Here is a 21,567-nt window from a genome sequence, read left to right as displayed (position 1 = left end):
GAGTAACCGATGGTGATGATTTGCCGGTTACTTCGCCACATCACGAGGCTCCGACGCCTACAGTGGAGGGGTGACTGGTCTGGCGGCCGGCTGGGACCACGCGGCTTTCACGCAGGGTCGAGCCGGCGATGCGGAACACGATGTGGAGCTGCTGCTCGCTTTCCTGAACACCCGGGACCTCGAACTCGGCACGGACGTCTTGGACAGCGCCGCCGCCTGGCGCGCGTGGGTCACCGAACGCGGCCTGGGCCGGGCGGGCGACCCGCAGGAGGTCCGCGCCGTCCGCGCCTCGCTGCGGGCCTCGCTGGGTGAACGGCACGACGGACCCGATCCCACCCCCGTCGCGGGCCTGATCCGCGTCGACCTCAGCCACGGCGTGCCGACCATGTCCAGCACCGACGCGCTCGGCGCGGTGCTCGGCGCGGCGGCCCGGCTGGCCGTGCTCGGGTCGTGGGAGCGGTTCAAGATCTGCCAGGCGGACGACTGCCGGTGGGCGTTCTTCGACCGCTCGCGCAACCGCTCGCGCACCTGGTGCTCGATGCAGACGTGCGGCAACCGGGAGAAGGCGCGCAACTGGCGGGAACGCCGCGCGCTGAGCGTGAGCTGACCGCGGGACCCGCCGTGCCCGAACGCAGGACCCTCGCGAGAGTCCTGCGTTCGGAACGCGCGTGTCCCACGTCCGCGACACCCGGGTCGAACGCTCAGGTCACGTCAGGAGCTGACCGACGGTGTAGATCGCCAGGCCCGCGAGCGCGCCGACGACCGTGCCGTTGATCCGGATGAACTGCAGGTCGCGGCCGACCTGCAGCTCGATCTTGCGCGAGGTCTCCTCGGCGTCCCAGCGCTCGACGGTGTCCGTGATCAGCGTGGTGATCTCGTCGCGGTAGTTGGTCACCACGTACCCGGCCGCGCTTTCGAGCCACCCGTCGACCTTGTCGCGCAGCGACTCGTCCTCGACCATCCGCTGCCCGAACGTCATCAGGCCCTCGCGCACGCGCTTGCGCAGCTCGGACGACGGGTCCTCGGCCGCGTCGAGCAGCATCTTCTTCGCCGTGCCCCAGGCCGACCCGATCACCCGCTGCACGTCCGGGTGGTCCACGATCTGCTGCTTGACCTGCTCGGCCCGCTGCATGGTCGCCGGGTCGGTGCGCAGGTCGCCCGCGAACTCGATCAGGAACTGGTCCACCGCCAGCCGCATCGGGTGGTTGACGTCGGTCTTCACCGCCCACGCGAAGTTCAGCAGCTCGGTGTACACCTTGTCGCCCAGCAGCGAGTCGACGAACTTCGGCGACCACGTCGGCGCCCGGTCCGACACCACGCCCATGACCTTGTCGTAGTTGTCCCGCACCCAGTCGTACGCCCGGTCGCACACCAGGTCGACGAGCTTGTGGTGCGCGCCGTCGGTGAGCACCTGGCCGAGCAGCTTGCCCAGCGGCGGGCCCCACGGCCGGTCGACCAACCGCCGCACCAGCGCCTGCTCGACCACGGCCTGCACGTCGTCGTCGCGCAGCACGGTCACCGCGCCCTTCACCACGTTGGCCAGCTCGGACGTCACCCGCTCGGCGTGCTCGGGCCGGGCGACCCACTCGCCGAGCCGCCGGCCGATGCCCGCCCGCCGCAGCTTGTCCCGCACCACCGCCTCGGACAGGAAGTTCGTCCCGACGAACGACCCGAGCGCGTCGCCGAAGCTGTCCTTGCGGGTCGGGATGATCGCCGTGTGCGGGATCGGCAGGCCGAGCGGCCGGCGGAACAGCGCGGTCACGGCGAACCAGTCGGCCAACGCGCCGACCATGCCCGCCTCGGCGGCCGCGCGGACGTAGCCGAGCCACGCCGGGCCACCGTCCTCGAACAGCAGGGCCACGACGAAGATCACCGTCGCGGCCAGGAAGAAGCCGGTCGCCACGAGCTTCATCCGGCGCAGGCCCTGGCGCTTGAGCTGGTCAGCGGGGGTCAGTTGCTCCACGCCGCCATTGTCCGTGAAGATTCGGCCTTGTGCGGGCACCAGCGCTAGTCACCAGGATGAGGCCGTTCACCTCGACGATCTTCGCCGAGATGACGGCGTTGGCCACGCGCACCGGGGCGGTGAACCTCGGGCAGGGCTTCCCGGACACCGACGGACCGGCCGGGATGCTCGCCGCGGCCAAGGCCGCGATCGACGGCGGGCTCAACCAGTACCCGCCCGGCCCGGGCATGCCCGAGCTGCGCCAGGCGATCTCCGAGCACCGCGCGCGCTACGGCACCCACTACGACCCCGACACCGAGGTCCTGGTGACGGTAGGCGCCACCGAGGCCATCGCGGCCACGTTGCTGGCGCTGGTGGAGCCCGGTGACGAGGTCGTGCTCATCGAGCCCTACTACGACTCCTACGCGGCGTCCGTGGCGCTGGCCGGCGCGACCCGCCGCACGGTGGGGCTGGTCGAGGAGCCGGGCACCGGTCGGCTCGGGCTCGACGTCGACGCGCTGCGCGCCGCGATCGGCCCGAAGACCAGGGCGCTGCTGCTCAACTCGCCGCACAACCCCACCGGCACCGTGTTCAACTACGTGGAGCTGGCGGCCGTCGCCGCGCTGTGCGTCGAGCACGACCTGGTGGCGATCACCGACGAGGTGTACGAGCACCTGGTCTTCGACGGCCTCGCGCACGTGCCGCTGGCCACGTTCCCGGGCATGGCCGAGCGGACCGTGACGATCTCCGGCGCGGGCAAGTCGTTCAACTGCACGGGCTGGAAGATCGGCTGGGCGTGCGGTCCGGCCGAGCTGGTCGGCGCGGCGCGCGCGGCCAAGCAGTTCCTGACCTTCGTCGGCGGGGCGCCGTTCCAGCCGGCCGTGGCGCACGCGCTGCGCCACGAGCTGGAGTGGGTCGAGGGCCTGCGCACGTCGTTGCAGGACAAGCGGTCGCGGCTGGCCGTTGGCCTGGCCGAGGCCGGGTTCGCGGTGCGGCCCAGCGAGGGCACGTACTTCATCACCGCGGACGTCCGGCCGCTCGGCTTCACCGACGGCGCGCAGCTGTGCCGCGAGCTGCCGGGCCGGATCGGCGTGGCCGCCGTGCCGGTGCAGGTGTTCACCGACCACCCGGACCAGTGGCGGCACCTGGTGCGGTTCGCGTTCTGCAAGCGCGACGAGGTGCTGGACGAGGCCATCGGCCGGCTGCGCGGGCTAAGCGTCTGACGTGACCTGGGACGGGCGCGCGCCCGCCAGCCGGTCCTGCACCAGCGCGTGCCGGAACTGGTAGGCCGCGCCCGCCTGCCGCAGCACGCCGAGCTTGCGCGCGTCCTCCAGGAACACCATCAGCTCCCACGGCAGCTTGCCCCGCGCGGCCAGCCAGATCCGCGCCACGGTGAACCACCACCAGCGCAGGTGCAGCACGGACAGCGTGAAGCCGAGCATCAGCCCGCACGCCAGGCCGAGCCCGACCATGCCCGACTGGCTCGGCCCGAACACCAGCCCGGCCGCCGCGCCGAACACCACGGCCAGCACCAGCGACCCGGTCCACACCGCGATCCGGTCCCGCGCCATCGTCCACTTCGGACTGGACGGGTGGCTCAGCTCGGCCGTGCTGCCCAACCCGAACCGCAGCGCCACCGCCACCGCGATGCCGAGGCCGACGACCAGGCCGGCCGACAGCCCGTACAGCGCGCCGAACACCAGGCCGGCCGCCGTGCCGAGCACGCCGCTGACCACCACCAGGCTGCGCCACACCCCGAGCCGGGGCTTCACCGCGCGGTGCCCGGACGCGTACAGCGCCGCCACGGCCACCGCGAGCCCGGCGGCCAGGCCGGTGATCGGCGCCAGCCTCGGCGTGCTCGCGTAGGCCATCAGCCAGGCCACGCCGAAACCGCCGATCGCGCCGAGCGTGACCGCGCCGAGCAGCGCCAGCCACGTGGTGCCGACCGAGCGGCGCAGGTCCCACCAGCCCAGCTCGCGCACCCCGCGCCGGCGCATCTCGCCGGCCAGGAACGCCAGCCAGCGGGCCGCCCTGTCCCTCGGCCAGACCTGGCTGGCCCGGGCCTGGTGCGCCACCCCGCGATCACCGAACGCGCCGCTGACCAGCAGGTCCGCCAAGTGGTCCTCGATGGCGACCCGGTCGGGGAACCGGGTGCGGTCCAGCAGCTCGCTCGGCTCGCCGTACCCGTAGACGACGCCCGCCAGCCACACCGCCAGCGGCGTGGACAGCGACTCGGCCAGCCGACCGTCCGGCTCGGCGCGCAGGTGCAGGAAGACCGGCTCCCAGCGGGCCGCCGTCACCGGGTCCGACACCGACCGCAGGTAGCCCGCCACCTCCTCCAGGTCCACCGGTTGCAGCTCCACCACCTGCGCGTTCGGCACGGTGGCGGTCAGCTCGGCGAACTCGTCGGTCCGGCTGGTCAGCACCAGCGGGTGGTTGCCGGGGAACGCGCGGTTGATGCGGTCCAGCGCGTCCGCGCGCCGTTCGGGCGGGATCTGGTCGAGGCCGTCGAGCACCGGGAACACGCGGCGCTGCTCCACCAGCAGGTCGCCCGCGTAGCTGCCGTACAGCTCGGTGTTGCGCAGCGCCGGGTGGTCCTCGTACAGCCGCCGGGTCATCCAGGTGCGGACGTCCTCCGCCTCCGGGTTCCACGTGGACAGTGGCAGCAGGACCGGCACCGGGCCGTCCACGAGGCGGTCGAGCAGGCCGATCGTGAGCAGCATCACGGTCGTGCTCTTGCCCGCGCCGGGCTCGCCGAGGAACACCATGCGGTGCTCGCGCTGGAACGCGCGGACGACCGCGTCGCTGTGCCCCGGCTCGCCCCGCACGGCGCTCCAGTGCAGGTCGAGGAGGTGTTCCGGCAGGCCGCGGGCGCGGCACTCCTCGTTCCACTGCGCGTGCAGGGCGCGGGCCAGGGCGCTCGCGGCGGCGTCGAGGTTGTCGTCCGTGGCGAGGCCCGCGGCCCGCCTGCGGTGCAGCCACGGGTCCAGCGCCGCGAGCAGCGCCAGGAAGCCGAGGGCGAGGCCGGACAGCCACAGCTCGGGGTCGATGCCGTAGTCGGTGACGAACAGCCCGGCCGCGGCGAGCACGGCGGCCAGCACGCACCCCGTGAGCACGGCCCGTTGGCGGAATCTGGACACCACCGCATCATGACTGACCGGTCACGGATGGTGGTGACGCGGTGACCCCTGTGTCGTGCGTACCCTCGAAGGCGTGATCTGCCCGAAATGCCAGGACCTCATGCGGACCATCAGCCGTGGCTCCGTGCACATCGAGCAGTGCGAGAACTGCAAGGGCGTTTTCCTGGACGGCGGCGAGCTGGAGCAGATCATCGCCGCCGAGCGGGCGCACTACGCGCAGCCCTACCGGCCGGAGGGTGTGCCGGTGCCCGTTCCGGTGCCGGTGCCCGTGCCGGCTGCGGCGCCGACGGCGGTCGTGCCGATCGAGGGGACGTTGCCGGTCGACGGCGACACGCCGGTGGAGGACGGGTCGCAGCCCGCCGCCGATCCGCAGCACGCCGCCGCGCAGGCCGCGCCGGCCGCGCCTCCCGCGCCTCCCGCCGGTCCGCCCCCGCCCTACCAGCCGCCGCCCGGCACGCAGACCGGTCCGCCGCCGCCGTACCAGCCGCCGCCCGGCGCCGCGCCCGCCGCGCCGCCGCCCGCCGTGTACTACGCGCCGCAGCCGTACTACCCGCGGCGCAAGCGCAGCTTCCTGGAGGAGCTGCTCGACTGAACGGCCGACTGCGCGCGCCGAGCGTTCAACTCGGGTGTTCCGAACGCAGGACACGGCCGTTCCGAACGTAGGACACGCGTGTTCTGGACGTAGGACACGCGCGGCGGGGGGTTCACGGGAGCGGCCAGGTCAGGTCGGTGCCGTCCAGGGCGAAGTGCTGCGCCGTCGGCGTCGCGGTGAAGGCGAACTGGTCGCGGCGGGGTCGGCCCAGCGCCCGCCACTGCCGGTAGGCGGCCTCGGCGACGTCCCACAGCGCCCGCGGCCCGCCCTGGTCCACGACCGCGCCGCGGTGCCGGACCCACGAGCCGTCGCGGTGCACGAGGCGGACCGGGTCGGCCGCCACCGCCACCCCGGCCAGCGCCAGCCCGGCGAAGAACTCGAAGCCGCCGGCCGGGTCGAGCACGCTGCGCGAGGACAGCAGGGTCGTGCGGGACGTGGTCGGCTCCTCGGTCAGCGCCCCCAGCAGCGCCTCGTCCGCCCACGCCTGCCGGTGCGCGCGCAACGGCATGAACCGCCCGTCCTCCGCCAGCACGCGACCGGTGGCCTGCCCGTCGCGCACGGTCAGCCGCACCAGGCCGGCGCCGATGGCCCGGTTGAACGTGGTCACGATCACCCCGCCGGGCGCGGTCTGCTCCAGCCACGCCGCGGGGACGCGCGACACGGCGCACGTGCCGAGGACGCGGTCGTAAGGGGCGCGCGGCGCGTGTCCCCGCTCACCGTCGCCCCGCACGCACGTCGGGTGGTGCCCGGCGGCCGCCAGCCGCGCCTCGGCCCGCCGCAGCACGCCCTCGTCGACGTCGATCGAGGTCACCCGCGCGTCGCCGAGCACGTGGCAGAGCAGGGCGGCGTTGTAGCCGGTGCCGGTGCCGATCTCCAGCACCCGGTCGCCCGGCGCGACGGCCAGGGCCTCCAGCATGATCGCCATGATCGTCGGCATGCTCGACGAACTGGTGGGTACCCCGGTCACGGCGCCGGTGACGAGTGCTTGCTGCCACGCGTGGTCGTCGTTATCGAGCTGGGTCACGCAGACGTCGTCGCGGTAGGCGAGCGCGAGGTGGTCGGGGTGCTCGGCGGTCACCGGCTCCCAGGCGCCGTCGGGGCGCTGGACGAAGAACCCCGGCAGGAACGCGTGCCTCGGGACCTGCCGAAACGCGTCCGCCCAGCGGGGGTCGCGCAGCACGCCGGCGGTCAGCAGCGAGTCGGCCAGCTGTGCTCGCAGGTGCGCCGCAACGTCCACGCGCTCCACCGTAGCGCTGTGGGCGAGCACACGTCCCGATCGCTAGCAGAGCGCTTGCAGCAGCTAGCACCTCCGCGTACCGTCGGAAGCGGATCGAGGAGGTGCCGCAGAAGTTGGACAAGTCCATCGACGAGGCGGTGGCCGATCTCGGCCGCGACATCGGCGAGTACATCCGCCAGCAGCGCAACACGGCGAAGATCTCGTTGCGGCAGCTGGCCAAGCTCGCCGGCGTCTCCAACCCGTACCTGAGCCAGATCGAACGCGGCCTGCGCAAGCCGAGCGCGGAGATCCTGCAGCAGATCGCCAAGGGGCTGCGGATCTCGGCGGAGGCGCTGTACGTCGAGGCCGGGATCCTGGAGCAGCGCGAAGGCGGCGCCCTGGCGGACGCCATCGTCACCGCCCCCGACCTGACCGAGCGGCAGAAACAGGTGCTGCTCGACGTCTACGAGTCGTTCCGGCGGGAGAACACCACCGGCAAGACCGGCGACCGGCCGGTTGCCGGCGGGGCCGGACCGGCCGCCGCCACCCAGAACAAGGAGGAGTGATCTCCATGCCGAACCTGCCCACCACCGAAGAGCTGCGCAAGGCGGGCGAGCAGGCCGTCGCCGCCGCCCGCACCCCCCTGCTGGCCGCCCTCGGCGCCGGCGACCTGGCCGCCAAGGCGGTCATCGAGGCGCTGGGCAAGGCCCGCGAGCGCGCCGAGTCGGCGAAGACCGCGGCCGAGTCCGCCGACCTGAAGAAGGACCTGCGCGACCGGCTGGACCCGGCCGAGCTGCGCAAGGTCGTGGACGCCTACACGCAGTCCGCGCTGAACCTCTACCAGTTCTTCGCCCAGCACGGCGAGGAGGCGCTGGAGAAGCTGAAGACCCAGCCGGGCCTGCAGAAGGCCCTGCACCAGGTCGAGGAGGCCGTCGGCACCGCGCAGAAGCGCACCGAGGCCGCCGCCGCGGACGCCCGCGTGCTGGCCGACGACGTGCTCGGCAAGGTCTCCCGCCGCACCCGCGCGGTCGGCGAGAAGGTCGCCGACGACCTGGACGACGCGAGCGAGAAGCTGGCCGAGACCGTGGTCGAGATCGGCGGTGAGGTCGCCGCCGAGGTGCGCGACACCACCCGCAAGGCCGCGCCGCGCAAGCCCGCCGCGACGAAGCCGGTCACGACGGCGAAGCCCGCCGCGACCAAGCCCGCGGGCGCCCGCCCGGCCGCGGCCAGGAAGCCGACCGACAGCGCCAAGTGACCCGACCGCGACGGGGCGCCCCACGAGGGCGCCCCGTTTCGGCTGTACCGCGAGCACGCCGCGCACGTAGGCTGGAGATGTGTTGCCAACGTTCCCAGACTTCAGTCCCCTCTACCTGGACGCCTGGGTCATGTTCGCGGTGTACTACGCCGCGCTGGTCATGGGCGTGTTCGCCTTCGCGCACGCCCTCTCGCAGCGGGCCGACGCCTTCACGGCGGCCGAGCGCATGACCAAGCCCGCGTGGCTCGGCATCACCGGCGGTGGCGCGTTCGCGCTGCTGCTGTTCCACCCGTTCTCCGCCGGCGGCATGTTCTGGCTCGCCGGGCTGGTCGCGGTCACGGTGTACGTGGTCGACGTCCGGCCCCGGCTGATCGAGGTGCAGCGCGGCCCGCGGTGGTGACGCACCGGAGCTTCGGCTCCGGCGCGCCCGTCACGCTCGTCGGCCACGGCCTCGGCGCGACACCCGGCGAAGCCCGCCTGCCCACCTCCGGGCTGCCGGGCACGAAAGTGGTGGTCACGCTCCCCTCGCACGGTGACGCGCCGGACGCGCCCGAGGGCTACTGGACCTACCGGCGCGTCGCCGCCGACCTGCGCGCCGCGGCCCGGGAGACCGGTGCGACCCGGGCGGTCGGCGTGTCGTTGACGGCGGGCGCGCTGCTGGCCCTGCTCGCCGACGAACCCGACGCGTTCGACCGCGTGGCGCTGCTGCTGCCCGCCGTGCTGGACGAGCCGAGGCGGGTGCTCGCCCGCGAGGAGGCGATCGTCGCCGTCGGCGGCCCACCCGACTACCAGGCGGAACGGCGGCGGGCGTTCGCCCGGCTGGACGGCGCGCTGGACGAGCTGCCCGGCCAGGTCGCCGTCGCCGACCGCGCGGTGTTGGCGCAGGTCACCGCCCCGGTGCTGGTGATCGGCGCCACGGCCGACCCGCTGCACCCCGCAGACGTGGCCGAGCAGGTGGCCGCCACGTTCCCGAACGGCCGGCTCGAGCTCGTGCCGTCGTGGCTGACGCACCGCGGTGACGTACGCACGTGGTTGGTCGACTTCCTGCGCGGGTAGCCGAACCCCATGGCCGAACCGAAGAGGATCGCATTCCTGGTCGACACGGAGGGCATCGAGCAGGTCGAGCTGACCGAGCCCTGGCAGCACGTGGAGAAGGCCGGCGCCGTGCCGAGGCTGCTCGCCCCCAAGCTGGGGCAGGTGCAGGCCTACGACCACCTGACGCCGGCCGACAAGTTCGACGTGGACGTGCCGTTCGCGCACGCGGATCCCATGGACTACGACGCCGTGGTGATCCCCGGCGGCGTGGCCAACTCGGACAACCTCCGACTCGACCGCGACGCGGTGAAGTTCGTCAAGCAGCACGTCGCCGCGGGCAAGCCGATCGCGGCCATCTGCCACGGGCCGTGGCTGCTGGTGGAGGCGGACGTGGTGCGCGGCAAGAAGCTGACCTCGTTCCCGAGCCTGGCCACCGACCTGCGCAACGCGGGCGCCGACTGGGCCGACGAGGAGGTCCGGGTCTGCGACGCGGCCGGGTGGACCCTGGTCACCAGCCGCAACCCCGGCGACCTGCCGGCGTTCAACCGCGAGGCGCTCAAGGCCTTCGGGCTCCAGGACATCTGACCCGCACCGGGTCCGGGTCCACGGGGATGTGCACCTCCCCGTGGGCTCGCGGCCCGGTCCGCTACCGCCGGACCCCTACAGCCTGGCCCGCGCGTACGCCGCGATCGCGTCGCGGACGTACTCGGCCAGGCCTTCGGCGTGCGCGTCCAGCTGCGACTTGAACTCCGGCGCGTCGACGTACAGCCGGCCCAGCCCGGTGTAGGACTCCCGGTCAGGGGTCCAGCTGCGGCAGATCCACCGGTAGTGCCGGTCGGTCACGTCCAGCGCCTGCGGCCCGTCGACCGCCGCGCCGGCGTCGAACAGCTCCGCGTAGGCCGTGCCGACGGCGACCCACTCGGCCGTGAACTCGTCCGCGTCGGCCTTGCTCCAGCCGCGCATCCGCCTCTTGCTGTCGTCGACGTGCCGCTGGACGTCCTCGCCGTAGCGCTCCACCAGCTCCGCCTCGTAGCGGGCCTGGCGGTCGGCGTCGAAGCCGTCGAACAGCTCTTCCATCTTCACCTCGTCACCCCCTTCCAGTTCCTCGATCGTGCGGGAGACGGTCCGGGCCAGCTTCGCCAGCCGGTCCTGCTCGGCGGCCAGCCACCGCGCGTGGTTGCGCAGCACGTCGACCGTTCGGTGCCGCCCGTCCAGGACCTCGGCCACGGTGTCGAGGCCGAGCCCCAGGTCGCGCAGCAGCAGGATGCGCTGGAGCCGGAGCAGCTGCTCGCGCTCGTAGTACCGGTAGCCGTTGCCGCCGATCCACGCCGGTTCGAGCAGGCCGATCGCGTCGTAGTGCCGCAACGTCCGCGAAGTCACCTTCGACATGCGCGCGACCTGCGCGATCGACCAGGCCATGACCGTGCTCCCTCCCTGTGCCGACCACGTTAGGGGTTGACGCAACGTCAACGTCAAGGGCGGCCGGCAGGATGGTCGGCGTGTGGACCATCGCGGGAACCCTGACCCCCTTGCCCGTGCTCGACCGGCTCGACCTGGTCGCCGACCCGGTCGCGGCGGCGCTGCGGTCGATGGCGGACGGCGCCCGGCTCGCGGTCGCGGAGATCGACCCCGCGCTGGCGGACACGGCCGAGTTCTGCGCGCACTACGGCTCGCCGCTGTCGGCGTCGGCGAACTGCGTCGTCGTGGCGGGCAAGCGCGGCGACACCGTCCGCTACGCGGCGTGCGTCGTGCTGGCGACCACGCGCGCGGACGTGAACGGCGTCGTGCGGCGGCGGATCGACGCGCGCAAGGCGTCGTTCGCGCCGATGGACGACGCGGTGTCGCTCAGCGGCATGGAGTACGGCGGCATCACGCCCGTCGGCCTGCCCGAGGACTGGCCCGTGCTGCTGTCGCCCGAGGTGGCGGCGGCGCCGGAGCTGGTCATCGGCAGCGGCCTCCGCGGCAGCAAGATCCTCGTGCCCGGCGAGGTGCTGGCGAAGCTGCCGACCGCCGAGGTCGTCGAGGGCCTGGCCCGCTAGCTGTACTGCCCCGTGAGGTTGGGGACGCGGCTGGCGGGTGGCTGGCCTGCGAGTGCGGTGTGGCCGCGGTGGTGATTGTAGGTGTGCAGCCATCGCGGCAGCGCCGCTCGTCGTTCGGCCTCCGAGGCGTAGGGCTGGGCGTAGGCCCATTCGTCGAGCAGGGTGCGGTTGAAGCGTTCGACCTTGCCGTTGGTCTGGGGCCGGTAGGGGCGGGTGCGTTTGTGCGTGATCCCGGCACCGGTGAGGGTGTCGTGCCACAGGCGTGAGCGGTAGCAGGACCCGTTGTCGGTCAGCACCCGCTTGACCGTGATGCCGTGGGCGGCGAAGAACGCCTGTGCCCTGGTCCAGAACGCGGTCGCGGTGCCCTTGGTCTCGTCGGGCAGGATCTCGGTGTAGGCGAGCCTGCTGTGGTCGTCCACGGCGTTGTGCAGGTAGGAGTAGCCCAGGTTGGGATGGCGGTGGGTCGTGCGGGGCCGGTCGGGATCGCGATGTGCGGAGCTGTTTGCGCCGACCCGCGTGCCGGCCGTGCACCCTGTGGCCGCCGCCGTCGGGGATGTTGCCGAGCTTCTTGATGTCCACGTGGACCAGGTCGCCGGGCGCGGCGTGTTCGTAGCGCCGCACCGCGCGACCGGTGGCCCGGTCCAGGTGTGACAGCCGCGCCAACCGGTAGCGGACCAGCACCCGGTGCACCGTCGAGCACACCAGGCCCAGATGTGAGGCGATCCGGGCCGGGCCCCACCGGCGCAGCACCCGCACCTTGACGATCCGCCGCTCGGTCCGGGTCGGAGTGCGGCGCGGACTCGTACGCGGACGCGAGGACCGGTCGACCATGCCCGCACCACCCTGGTCGCGGTAGCGGTCCGTCCAGCGTTTCGCGGTGGACACCGACACCTGGAACCGCTCCGCGGCCCGCCGCAACGGCCACCGGTCCTCCACGACACACCGGGCCAGGCGCAGCCTGCCCGCCGGAGTCAGCGGTGCGTTAGCGTGGGTCACGAGGGCCTCCGTCGGTCAGGTGTAGACGTCGCAATCCACACCGAACCCGGAGGCCCTCCCTCATTCCAACATCATCCGACTACGTGTCGGACCGTTCACAACCTCCCCGGACAGAACAGCTAGCCCGCCGGCCCGGCCAGCTGCCGGTCGAGCACCTCGCGCGCCTGGTCGGGCGTGAGGTGCCCGATGAGCACGTGCGTGGTGAGGCCGTCGGCCAGCGCCAGCACCGCCCGCGCCCGCGTACCGTCGCCGAAGAGCCTGGTGAACATGGCTTCGAGGTCGGCGTAGCTCGCGCGCAGGACGGGCGCGAGCGCGGGGCTGACGGCGGCCTGGGCGACGAACGCGAGCCACACCCTGGCTTCGGCGCGCTCGGGCAGCGCGATGGCGCGTGCCGCCTCGGCGGCGGTGTCGCCCACCCGCCCGAGGACGCGCTTGCCCACCTCCTCCAGCGCGAAGCGCAGCATCTCCTCCTTGGTGCGGAAGCACCGCTGCACCGCGCCCATCGAGACGTCCGCGCGCGCCGCGACATCCCTCAAGGTCACGCCTTCGAGGCCGCGTTCGTCGGCGAGCAGGAGCACCGCGTCGGTGATCTGCCTGCGCCGGGATTCGTATTCGACCTGCTTGGGCACCCGTGGATAGTATCCGATGCACTTGCATCGGAACGGGGGAAGTCATGTGGGACTGGACGGCGGCGGAGCAGGCCGCCGCGGTGCGCTCGGGGCGGACCACCGCGGTGGCGCTGGTGGAGAGCCACCTGGCGCGCATCACCGAGGTGAACCCGGTGGTCAACGCGATCACGCGGGTGCTGGCCGAGCAGGCGCGGACCGAAGCGGCGCAGGTCGACCGGGACGGCGCGCGCGGGCCGTTGGCCGGGGTGCCGTTCACGGTGAAGGAGAGCATCGCGATCGGCGGCGTGCCGACGACGCACGGCGCGGTGCGGTTCAAGGACTTCGTGGCGCCCCTGGACGCGCCGCCGGTGGCGCGGCTGCGGGCGGCGGGCGCGATCCCGATCGGGCACGCGAACATGCCCACGCTCACGTTGGCCGGCATGCACACGCGCAGCGAGCTGTTCGGCGACACGGTGAACCCGTGGGACCCGGCCGTCACGCCCGGCGGATCCAGCGGCGGCGACGGGGTGGCGGTGGCGACCGGGATGGCCGGCCTGGGGCTGGGCAACGACTCCGGCGGCTCGGTGCGCATCCCGGCGGCGTTCTGCGGCGTGGCCGGGCTGAAGCCGACCTCCGGGCGGTTCCCGGCCGACCACCGGCTCGGCCCGGACGACCCGCCGCTGGGCGCGCAGCTGTTCGTGGTCGACGGGCCGCTCGCCCGGACCGTCGGCGACCTGCGGTTGGCGTTCGAGGCGCTGGCCGGCACGTCGCCGCGCGACCCGCGGGCGGTGCCCGTGCCGCTGACCGGGCCGCCGGCGCCGCGCCGGGTCGCCGTGGCGGCCGATCCCGGCGGCGCGGGCGTCGACCCGGTGGTGCGGGCCGCCGTCGAGGACGCCGCCGGCGTGCTGTCGGACGCCGGGTACGAGGTCGTCGAAGCGGACGTGCCGGCGCTGGACGAGGCGTTGTCGGCGTACGGGGCCATGCTGATGACCGAGTTCACGCCGAGCTGGCCGGTGGTGCGCACCCTGCTCGGCGCGGAGGGCCACCGGTACATCGAGATGTCGATGGCGAAGACCGGGCCGGTGGACGTCGCCGAGTACCTGCGGCTCACCGGCGTGCTGCTGGGCGTGAAGCGGGCGTGGGCCGAGTTCCTGGACCGGTTCCCGCTGGTGCTCGGGCCGGTGTTCACCGCGCCGGCGCCCGAGCCGGGGCTGGAGTCCCGCTCGCGCGAGGGCCACGACCTGGTGACCGGCGCGATGCGGCTGTGCACCGCGACCAGCTTCGCGGGCCTGCCCGCGGTGGCCGTGCCGACCGGGGTGGTCGACGGGCTGCCGGTGGGCGTGCAGCTGATCGGCCGGGCCTACCGCGAGGACCTCTGCCTGGCCGCGGCCGAGGTGGTGCAGCGGGTGCTCACGCCGCGTACTCCCGCAGGAAGCTGACGGCCTCGTCGGCGTCGTCGGTGACCAGGATCCAGCGCTCGGCCTCCCGGCCCCGGGCCAGGCGCCGCACCAGCGGCGCGGCCGGCACCTCGTCGACCCAGAAGTCCGCGCCCAGGAACACCATCGGCGCGGCCGGGCCGACCGAGCCGTAGTGGTTCTGGCAGTAGTCCTGGAAGACCTCCTGGACGGTGCCCGCGCTGCCCGGCGTGTAGATGATGCCGCCGGCGGCGACGGTGAGCAGACCCTCCTCGCGCACCGAGTTGGCGAAGTACTTGGCGTGCAGCTCGCACGCCGGGTTCGGCGGCTCGTGACCGTAGAACCAGGTCGGGATGCCGATCGTGCGCGGTCGGTCGGAGGTGGGCAGGTCGGTGGGGCAGGCGGCGATCCAGCGGCCGACGGACTCGGCGTCGCCGCCGAACGCGGGCGCCTTCGCCAGGTCCTTCAACGTCGGCTCGTCCACGCCGATCCGCACGCCGAGCGGCACGGCCTCCATCACGCCCGGCCCGCCGCCGGTCAGCACCGTGAACCCGGCTTCGCCGAGCGCCGCGCCGAGCCGCACGGCACGTCGGTAGCCGTCCGTGTCGCGGCCGAGGGCGTGCCCGCCCATCACGGCGACCGGCCGTTCGGGCAGCACGTCCGCCAACGCCTCGGTGATCGCGTGGTCGTGCAGGCGTTCGGCGAGGGCGTGCAGCGGGTCGGGGTTGTGGCCCCGGGTCCGGCTGTGGCGGTAGATCCGGGCGTCGGGGGTGTCGGCGTAGGACAGCGGGTCGTCCGGGTCGAACCCGGCGAACAGCTCGGCCGGCGTGTAGAGCCGCGACCGGTACACGTCGTAGGGCAGGTCGGGGATGGTCGGGAACACCAGCGCCCCGGCCGCCGCCGCGCGCCGCTGGGCGAGCGGGGAGAGCGTGCAGCCGAGGAACAGCGCGCCGTCCATCGGCACGCGCAGCTCCTCCTCGCTCAGGTCGAGCCCGACGAGGACGGCGTGCCTCAGCTCGGCCGCCGCGCGGACCTGGTCGAGGTCGGTGTACTCGGTGCGCACCGGCGCAGCCTACGTGCGAACGCCCGACTCCCGGCACGCGAACGCAGGACTCTCGCGCCCCGAACGCACGACTCTCGCGAGAGTCCTGCGTTCGGAGCGCGAGAGTCCTGCGTTCGGGAGGGGTGAGTTCAACGCTCAGAAGATGACGGTCTGGTTGCCGTGCACCAGGACGCGGTCCTCCAGGTGCCACCGCAGACCGCGCGACAGCACGACCTTCTCGATGTCACGCCCCTTGCGCACCATGTCGTTGACGGAGTCGGTGTGGTCCACCCGGATCACGTCCTGCTCCACGATCGGCCCCTGGTCGAGGTCCGCGGTCACGTAGTGGCACGTCGCGCCGACCAGCTTGACGCCCCGGCTGCGCGCCTGGTGGTACGGCCGCGCCCCGACGAACGACGGCAGGAAGCTGTGGTGGATGTTCAGCGCCCGCCCGGCCCAGGCCGCGCACAGCTCCGGGGGCAGGATCTGCATGAACCGCGCCAGCACCACCGCGTGCGGCCGGTGCCCGTCGACGAGCTGCCGCAGCTGCGCGAACGCCGCCGCCTTGCCCTCCGGGTCGTTCGCCGGGAACGGCAGGTGGTGGAACGGGATGCCGTGCGCCCTGGTGATCCCGGCCAGGTCGGCGTGGTTGCCGATGACCGCGGCCACGTCGACGTCCAGCTCTTGCGACGCCACCCGGCCCAGCAGGTCGTACAGGCAGTGCCCCTCCTTGGACACGAGGATCACCACCCGCCTGCGCTCGCCGGAGTCGGCGACCCGCCACGACCCGGGGTGCGCGCCCAGCTCGCGGGCCACCTCGGCGAACCGGGTCCGCAGCTCCTCCACGTCGAACGGCAGCGAGTCGGCCCGGACCTCCTGGCGGGTGAAGAACCAGTTGGTGGCCGGGTCGGTGTGGTAGGCCGCCTCGACGATCCAGCCGCCGTGCTCGGCCAGGAACGAGGAGATCCGGGCCACGATGCCGGTGCGGTCGGGGCAGCCGAAGGTGATCACGTAGCGTCGTTCAGGCAGGGGCACGACCGGAAGTATCTACGGTCGCGGCAGCCCGTCCAGCAGAGACCTGTCACCCGATGTGATGGCGCCGCTCGGCCGGCCCCACACCGCCCGGTACAGCGCGTCGGCGGTGCCGGCCGCGGTGGCGTCCTCGTCGGTCGCCGAACCGGTGATCGGGCCCACCTCCGGCGGCTGTCCGGGCGTGAGGCGCACCTCCCAGGCGCGGCCCGCGTCGGCGGCGTGGAACAGCACCCGGCCCGCCCGCTCGACCGGCTTGCGCCGGGCGGCGCGCGGCAGCATCCGGGTCAGGAACTCGTCCACGCCGTCGGCCGCGAACTCCACGTCGAACAGCAGCGACGGGACGTCCGCGCCGTGCCGGGCGTGCTCGGCGTCGAGCCGGTGGATCGCGGTCTCGTGCGCCTGCCGGCGTGACCAGAAGCCGAAGGTCTTCGGCCCGATGAACGTCCACGCGGGCGTGTCCGCCGGGGCGCCGGCCAGCGTGTCGGCCAGCTCGGCGACCTTCTTGTCCCACCAGGCGAGCAGCTCGTCCCAGTCGGCGGGGCGGTCGTCGGGTCGCGGCCGCTCGCCGTCCACCGGGGTGCGCAAGGCGCGCAACGCCCAGGAGTGGACGAGGCCGACGTGGTCCACCAGGTCCCGCACCGTCCACTCGGGACAGCTCGGCACCGGCGCGTCCGGCCCGGCGGCCACCGCGGCGGCGCGCAGTGCGGCGTACTGGGTCCTCAGGTGCTGCACGAAGTCGACGTGGTCCACTCCGCACAGCCTAGGGACTCACCACGTCCCAGGGCAGGGTCACCTCGCCGAGCCGCCACCGCTTCCGGTCGTCCAGCACCGGCCAGCCGCGCTCGGCCAGCAGCCGCACGGACTCCACCCAGCGCGCACGCGGGCCGTAGGGCGCGAACGGCGCGCACGTCGCCCAGCACGCGTCCAGCTCGGACAGCAGGGCGTGCACCTTCTCGCCGGGCACGTTGTGGTGGATCAACGCCTTCGGCAGCCGTTCGGCCAGGTCGCCCGGCGTCTCCAGGTCGGCGGGCAGGCAGGAGAGGGTGAACGTCCGCGGCCCGTCGGAGGTCAACGCGACCCAGCAGCACCGGCGGCCGATCTCGTCGCACGTCCCCTCGACCAGCACCCCGCCTGGCGCCAGCCGGCCGACCATGGTGTCCCACGCCTCGGCCGCCTGCTCCTCGGTGTACTGGCGCAGCACGTTGAACGCGCGCAGCAGCACCGGGCGCGCGCCGGCCAGCTCGAACCCGCCGCGCCGGAAGTCCAGCGCGGGCGGGTCGGCGACCGCCTTGCCCGCGGCGACCCGTTCGGCGTCGAGTTCGAGGCCGAGCACACGGACGGCCGGGTTGACCGCGCGCAACCGGGCCGCCAGCTCGACGGTGGTGATCGGGGAGGAGCCGTAGCCGAGGTCCACCACCAGCGGGTCGGGCGCGGCGAGCAGGTCCCGGTGGGCGTGCGCGACCCACCGGTCGACCCGGCGCAGGCGGTTCGGGTTGGTGGTGCCCCTCGTGGGCAGGCCGAGCGCGCGCGCCCGGCCCGCGGCTAGGCGCGGCGTGCGAGCCATTCGGCGGTGAACTCGGATTCCTTGTCGAGCAGCAGCGAGACCTGTTCGACGATCATCGCCTCCAGCTTGCCGCCCATGATCGGGATGCTCACCTTCACCTGCCCCGTGAGCGTGAGTTCGCTCCCACTCGCGGTGTCGGCGAGCGTGATCGTGCCGTCCAACCGGCCCGGGACGCCGTTCAGCGTCACCTCCACCGTGCCCGTGTGACCGGCCTCGGTCCACGACTCGGCGCGGTCGATCACGAGGTCGCCGCCGAGCAGGCCGCGGGCCACCGACGGCAGCCTGTCCGCGGGCACACCCTGCTTGAGCTGGTAGGACGTGCTCTGGTCGGTGGTGGTGAAGGCGACCAGCTCCGGGTTCGTGCCGCCCAGCTCGGCGAGCCGGTCGCGCAGGTAGGTCTGGTCCACCAGCGCTGCGTACACGTCCCGCGCCGGCCAGCGGGACGTGGTTCGGTGCTCGATGCGGCGTGCCATGTCGCGGAGGCTACCGTTCTCCGTCGTGACCACCCCGCCCTCCAGTGCCCGTGTGCCGCTGGCCGAGTGCACCACGCTGCGGCTCGGTGGCCCTGCGGCGAGGTTCACGCGCGCCGCCACCGCCGCCGAGCTCGTCGAGACCGTGCGCGCCCTGGACGCGGACGGCGAGCCGTTGCTGCTGCTCGGCGGCGGGTCGAACCTGGTGGTGTCCGACGCCGGGTTCGACGGCACGGTCGTGGCGGTCGGCACGTCCGGCCGCCGGCTCGACCCGCTGGGCGACGGCCTCGTGCAGCTGACCGTGGAAGCGGGCGAGGACTGGGACTCGGTCGTCGCGGAGGCCGTGGCGCAGGGGCTGGGCGGGCTGGAGTGCCTGTCGGGCATCCCCGGGCTGGTCGGGGCGACGCCGGTGCAGAACGTCGGCGCGTACGGCGTGGAGGTCGCGCAGGTGCTGACCTCGGTGGACCTGCTGGACCGGCGCACGGGTCGCGTGCACCAGGTGCCGGCGGACGGCTTGGGGCTGGCGTACCGGACCAGCGTGCTGAAGGGCACGGACCAGGCGGTGGTGCTGCGGGCGCGGTTCGCGCTCACCGCGGGCGGGCAGTCCGCGCCCATCCGGTACGGCGAGCTGGCTCGCGCGCTGGGCGTCGCGCCCGGTGACCGGGTGCCCGCCGACGCGGCCCGCAAGGCGGTGCTGGAGCTGCGGCGCGGCAAGGGCATGGTGCTCGACGCGGCCGACCACGACACGTGGAGCGCGGGCTCGTTCTTCACCAACCCGCTGCTGGACGACTCGACGCTGGCCGGGGTGCTGATCCGGATCGCGGAGCGGTTGGGGCCGCACGTGGACGTGCCGACCTACCCGGCCGGGCCGGGCTTCTCGAAGCTGTCGGCGGCGTGGCTGATCGAGCGGGCCGGGTTCGGGCGCGGGCACCGGGGGCCGGGCGGTCGGGTGGCGCTGTCCGGCAAGCACACGCTGGCGCTGACCAACCGGGGCGGCGCGTCCACGGAGGACCTGCTGGACCTGGCGCGCGAGGTGCGCGACGGGGTGCGGACGGCGTTCGGGGTGGAGCTGCTGCCGGAGCCGGTGCTGGTGGGCTGCGAACTGGGGTGACCGCGTGAACGCAGCGGGTGACGTGGCCACCGCGGTGGAGCCCGCGCGCGAGGCTTACCGGATCTACGAGTCGCTGGGCGAGCGCACCCCGTCCGGGACGACGTGGGAGTCGGCCGTGGCCGCCACCGACCTCGGCGGCTGCTGATCGCGGCCGGGCGGTTGTTCAACCTGGCCAGGTCGAGCGTCGTGGTGGCCGGGCGGGACAAGGTCCGGGCGTTGGAGCTGGTCCGTGAGGCCATCGCCATCCAGCGCCCGCCGGCTGCCTTCCGCGAGGGCTTCGCGAGCGCAACGGCCGAACGGCCGAACGGGTGACTCCGTGTGACGAATCCTCACTCCGCGCGTTTCATGGAGGTAGGGGCACCCGTTGGAGGTCGTCATGGCCTGCGCCGACGACGAGCGCGCGGCCGTCAGGCCGATCAAGAAGCTGGTTGAGGACGATTTCCTGAGCCGGCCCGGGGTGGTGGGTGTCGACCTCGGCGAGAAGACCGCGGGCGGCCGGGCCACCGGGCGGCTGGCGATCGTCGTGTACGTCCGCCGCAAGGGGCCCGCGGCCCAGTTCGCCATCCCGCCGGAAGTGCTGGGCGTGCCGACCGACGTGGTCGAGGACACGTTCTGGCCGCACCACACCATCGCCTCGCCCGAGGGCGTGAGCGGGGCGGAGCGGCACGAGTCGTTGGCGGGCGGCATCGGGCTCGGGCCCAGCCGGGCGGTCCGGTTGGTGCCGCCGGACGTCCCGGAAGTGGACGACTACGTGGTGGCCGGGACGCTGGGCGCGCTGGTCACGCCGCGCGGCAGGCACATCGTGATGGCGTTGACGGCGTTCCACGTGGCCTGCGTGGACGACGCCTGGGCGGTCGGCGACCCGATGGTGCACCCGTCCCGGGTCGACGGCGGGCACCCGGTGCACGACCGGGTCGGCGCGTTGGCGCGGGCCGCGTTGTCGGCGCGGGTGGACGCCGCCGCGATCACCCTGACCACGCCCCGGGCGCGGGCCGAGGTGGTCGGGTTGGGGGCGGTGACCGGGCAGGCGCGGGCGCGGGTCGGTGACCGGGTGCGCAAGCGCGGCCGGACGACGGCGGTGACGGAAGGCGTGGTGGCGTCGACGGACGCGGTGATCACGCTGGACTTCGGGGTGGGGCTGGGCGTGCGGAGGCTGTACGACCAGATCCGGATCGAGACGCCGAGGTTCGCCGACCACGGCGACTCGGGCGCGGTGCTGCTCGACGACGCGAACCGGGTGGTGGGGCTCTACTGCGGCGGGAGCCCGGACCGGGGGTTCGCGAACCCCGTCGGCCCGGTGCTCGACCAGTTGGACGTGGAGCTGATCACGCCCGGTGGATGCGGGACGCCGACGCCTGCGCCCGGGGCTTGAGGACGATCTGGTCCAGGTTGACGTGCGCGGGCCTGGTCACCGCGAACGCGATCACGTCGGCCACGTCGTCCGCGGTCAACGGCGTCACGCCCTGGTAGACGGCCGCGGCCCGGTCGGCGTCGCCGTCGAAGCGGTTGACGGAGAAGTCGGTCTCGACCATGCCGGGCAGGATCTCGGTCACCCGCACCGGCCGGCCGAGCAGCTCGCCGCGGAGGGTGCGGTGCAGCGCGGACTGGGCGTGCTTCGCGGAGGTGTAGCCGGAGCCGTTGTCGTAGGCCTCGTAGGCGGCGACCGAGGTGACGGTGACCACGTGCCCGTCACCGGAGGCGATCAGCTTCGGCAGCAGGCCCTTCGTGACGCGCAACGTGCCCAGCACGTTCGTCTCCCACATCCACCGCCAGTGCTCCTCGTCCGCCTCGGCGACGGTGGCCAGGCCGCGCGCGCCGCCGGCGTTGTTGACCAGCACGTTCGCCGCGGGGACGGCGTCGAGGAAGGCGTCGACCGACGGCGCCGAGGTGACGTCCAACTCGACCGCGACGCCGTCGATCTCATCCGCGATAGCCTGGAGGCGGTCGACCCGCCGGGCACCGAGCACCACGTGGAAGCCCTCGGCGGCGAGCCTGCGGGCGGTGGCCTCGCCGATGCCCGCACTGGCTCCGGTCACGACTGCGATAGGACGGTTCACACCGGGAATCCTAAGCGTGGGACGCGCATGTGACGCGGATCACTCGCACCGGG

General features: G+C 73.6%; 25 protein-coding genes and 1 pseudogene. 14 read left to right on the top strand and 12 right to left on the bottom strand.

Annotation, left to right across the window (positions count from 1 at the left end):
* Positions 1-70: 70 nt before the first annotated feature.
* Entirely contained in the window at positions 71-607 is a 537-nt protein-coding gene (locus IOD16_RS34875; protein WP_123745119.1) for a CGNR zinc finger domain-containing protein, read from the top strand.
* A gap of 99 nt (positions 608-706) precedes the next feature.
* On the opposite strand, the gene IOD16_RS34870 is transcribed toward IOD16_RS34875, so the two are convergent.
* On the bottom strand, positions 707-1,963 hold the full coding sequence (locus tag IOD16_RS34870; protein WP_442978075.1) for a DUF445 domain-containing protein: 1,257 nt from the start codon (positions 1,961-1,963) through the stop codon (positions 707-709).
* 29 nt (positions 1,964-1,992) lie between these two features.
* On the opposite strand from IOD16_RS34870, the gene IOD16_RS34865 reads away from it, so the two are divergent.
* Complete coding sequence (locus IOD16_RS34865) at positions 1,993-3,165, top strand: pyridoxal phosphate-dependent aminotransferase (protein WP_201437809.1); 1,173 nt, start codon at positions 1,993-1,995, stop codon at positions 3,163-3,165.
* On the opposite strand, the gene IOD16_RS34860 is transcribed toward IOD16_RS34865, so the two are convergent.
* Positions 3,154-5,082: an NACHT domain-containing protein gene (locus IOD16_RS34860; RefSeq protein WP_236594561.1), complete on the bottom strand. Its 1,929-nt coding sequence runs from the start codon at positions 5,080-5,082 to the stop codon at positions 3,154-3,156. The two genes, IOD16_RS34865 and IOD16_RS34860, sit on opposite strands and share 12 nt — an antisense overlap.
* Before the next feature lie 73 nt (positions 5,083-5,155).
* Here IOD16_RS34860 and IOD16_RS40760 point away from each other — a divergent pair, with 73 nt between their 5' ends.
* Complete coding sequence (locus IOD16_RS40760) at positions 5,156-5,674, top strand: TFIIB-type zinc ribbon-containing protein (protein WP_236594560.1); 519 nt, start codon at positions 5,156-5,158, stop codon at positions 5,672-5,674.
* A 112-nt stretch (positions 5,675-5,786) separates the two neighbouring features.
* Here IOD16_RS40760 and IOD16_RS34850 read toward each other — a convergent pair whose 3' ends face one another.
* Positions 5,787-6,911 (bottom strand): methyltransferase domain-containing protein, encoded by a 1,125-nt coding sequence (locus IOD16_RS34850; RefSeq protein ID WP_236594559.1) that lies wholly within the window; start codon positions 6,909-6,911, stop codon positions 5,787-5,789.
* 101 nt (positions 6,912-7,012) lie between these two features.
* Between IOD16_RS34850 and IOD16_RS34845 the strand changes: the two genes are divergently transcribed.
* From IOD16_RS34845 to IOD16_RS34825, 5 genes are all read left to right on the top strand, one after another.
* Entirely contained in the window at positions 7,013-7,456 is a 444-nt protein-coding gene (locus tag IOD16_RS34845) for a helix-turn-helix domain-containing protein (protein ID WP_236594558.1), read from the top strand.
* A 5-nt stretch (positions 7,457-7,461) separates the two neighbouring features.
* Entirely contained in the window at positions 7,462-8,145 is a 684-nt protein-coding gene (locus tag IOD16_RS34840; RefSeq protein ID WP_201437807.1) for a hypothetical protein, read from the top strand.
* A 115-nt stretch (positions 8,146-8,260) separates the two neighbouring features.
* Complete coding sequence (locus IOD16_RS34835) at positions 8,261-8,545, top strand: DUF2516 family protein (RefSeq protein WP_425471353.1); 285 nt, start codon at positions 8,261-8,263, stop codon at positions 8,543-8,545.
* Complete coding sequence (locus tag IOD16_RS34830) at positions 8,539-9,201, top strand: alpha/beta fold hydrolase (RefSeq protein WP_236594557.1); 663 nt, start codon at positions 8,539-8,541, stop codon at positions 9,199-9,201. The genes IOD16_RS34835 and IOD16_RS34830 overlap by 7 nt, the downstream gene beginning before the upstream one ends.
* Before the next feature lie 9 nt (positions 9,202-9,210).
* On the top strand, positions 9,211-9,765 hold the full coding sequence (locus IOD16_RS34825; RefSeq protein WP_123745124.1) for a type 1 glutamine amidotransferase domain-containing protein: 555 nt from the start codon (positions 9,211-9,213) through the stop codon (positions 9,763-9,765).
* 75 nt (positions 9,766-9,840) lie between these two features.
* Here the strand turns inward: IOD16_RS34825 and IOD16_RS34820 are convergent, their stop codons facing one another.
* Positions 9,841-10,599, bottom strand: a complete 759-nt coding sequence (locus tag IOD16_RS34820; protein WP_201437806.1) for a MerR family transcriptional regulator — start codon at positions 10,597-10,599, stop codon at positions 9,841-9,843.
* 71 nt (positions 10,600-10,670) lie between these two features.
* Here IOD16_RS34820 and IOD16_RS34815 point away from each other — a divergent pair, with 71 nt between their 5' ends.
* Complete coding sequence (locus IOD16_RS34815) at positions 10,671-11,219, top strand: YbaK/EbsC family protein (protein WP_201437805.1); 549 nt, start codon at positions 10,671-10,673, stop codon at positions 11,217-11,219.
* Here the strand turns inward: IOD16_RS34815 and IOD16_RS34810 are convergent.
* A pseudogene (locus IOD16_RS34810) lies at positions 11,216-12,215 on the bottom strand (IS481 family transposase). The gene IOD16_RS34815 and the pseudogene IOD16_RS34810 overlap by 4 nt on opposite strands.
* Before the next feature lie 119 nt (positions 12,216-12,334).
* A complete protein-coding gene (locus IOD16_RS34805; RefSeq protein WP_201437804.1) occupies positions 12,335-12,844 on the bottom strand; it encodes a TetR/AcrR family transcriptional regulator in 510 nt (169 codons plus the stop codon).
* Positions 12,845-12,888: 44 nt separating this feature from the next.
* On the opposite strand from IOD16_RS34805, the gene IOD16_RS34800 reads away from it, so the two are divergent.
* Entirely contained in the window at positions 12,889-14,262 is a 1,374-nt protein-coding gene (locus IOD16_RS34800) for an amidase (RefSeq protein ID WP_201437803.1), read from the top strand.
* Here IOD16_RS34800 and IOD16_RS41150 read toward each other — a convergent pair.
* The 5 genes from IOD16_RS41150 to IOD16_RS34775 form a co-directional block, all read right to left on the bottom strand.
* Positions 14,234-15,301: an LOG family protein gene (locus tag IOD16_RS41150; RefSeq protein ID WP_201437802.1), complete on the bottom strand. Its 1,068-nt coding sequence runs from the start codon at positions 15,299-15,301 to the stop codon at positions 14,234-14,236. The genes IOD16_RS34800 and IOD16_RS41150 overlap by 29 nt on opposite strands.
* 135 nt (positions 15,302-15,436) lie before the next feature.
* On the bottom strand, positions 15,437-16,315 hold the full coding sequence (gene purU, locus IOD16_RS34790; protein ID WP_201437801.1) for a formyltetrahydrofolate deformylase: 879 nt from the start codon (positions 16,313-16,315) through the stop codon (positions 15,437-15,439).
* Positions 16,316-16,327: 12 nt separating this feature from the next.
* Positions 16,328-17,062: a maleylpyruvate isomerase family mycothiol-dependent enzyme gene (locus tag IOD16_RS34785; protein WP_201437800.1), complete on the bottom strand. Its 735-nt coding sequence runs from the start codon at positions 17,060-17,062 to the stop codon at positions 16,328-16,330.
* 10 nt (positions 17,063-17,072) lie between these two features.
* Positions 17,073-17,876: a class I SAM-dependent methyltransferase gene (locus tag IOD16_RS34780; RefSeq protein ID WP_123745132.1), complete on the bottom strand. Its 804-nt coding sequence runs from the start codon at positions 17,874-17,876 to the stop codon at positions 17,073-17,075.
* Entirely contained in the window at positions 17,855-18,349 is a 495-nt protein-coding gene (locus IOD16_RS34775) for a DUF2505 domain-containing protein (protein ID WP_170185192.1), read from the bottom strand. The genes IOD16_RS34780 and IOD16_RS34775 overlap by 22 nt, the downstream gene beginning before the upstream one ends.
* On the opposite strand from IOD16_RS34775, the gene IOD16_RS34770 reads away from it, so the two are divergent.
* The 4 genes from IOD16_RS34770 to IOD16_RS34755 all read left to right on the top strand — a co-directional run bounded on the left by IOD16_RS34770 (position 18,348) and on the right by IOD16_RS34755 (position 20,829).
* Positions 18,348-19,457, top strand: coding sequence for a UDP-N-acetylmuramate dehydrogenase (locus IOD16_RS34770; protein WP_236594556.1), 1,110 nt, complete (start codon positions 18,348-18,350; stop codon positions 19,455-19,457). The two genes, IOD16_RS34775 and IOD16_RS34770, sit on opposite strands and share 2 nt — an antisense overlap.
* A 4-nt stretch (positions 19,458-19,461) precedes the next feature.
* Positions 19,462-19,602, top strand: a complete 141-nt coding sequence (locus IOD16_RS34765; RefSeq protein ID WP_201437799.1) for a hypothetical protein — start codon at positions 19,462-19,464, stop codon at positions 19,600-19,602.
* Positions 19,560-19,769, top strand: coding sequence for a hypothetical protein (locus IOD16_RS34760; protein WP_201437798.1), 210 nt, complete (start codon positions 19,560-19,562; stop codon positions 19,767-19,769). Before IOD16_RS34765 ends, IOD16_RS34760 begins: the two co-directional genes overlap by 43 nt.
* A 64-nt stretch (positions 19,770-19,833) precedes the next feature.
* A complete protein-coding gene (locus IOD16_RS34755) occupies positions 19,834-20,829 on the top strand; it encodes a hypothetical protein (protein WP_201437797.1) in 996 nt (331 codons plus the stop codon).
* Here IOD16_RS34755 and IOD16_RS34750 read toward each other — a convergent pair.
* Positions 20,783-21,514, bottom strand: a complete 732-nt coding sequence (locus tag IOD16_RS34750) for an SDR family NAD(P)-dependent oxidoreductase (RefSeq protein WP_201437796.1) — start codon at positions 21,512-21,514, stop codon at positions 20,783-20,785. The two genes, IOD16_RS34755 and IOD16_RS34750, sit on opposite strands and share 47 nt — an antisense overlap.
* Positions 21,515-21,567: the final 53 nt, after the last annotated feature.

It is taken from the genome of Saccharothrix sp. 6-C, assembly GCF_016695385.1.
Lineage (GTDB): Bacteria > Actinomycetota > Actinomycetes > Mycobacteriales > Pseudonocardiaceae > Actinosynnema > Actinosynnema texasense.
This window is presented reverse-complemented; position numbering and strand designations above follow the sequence as displayed.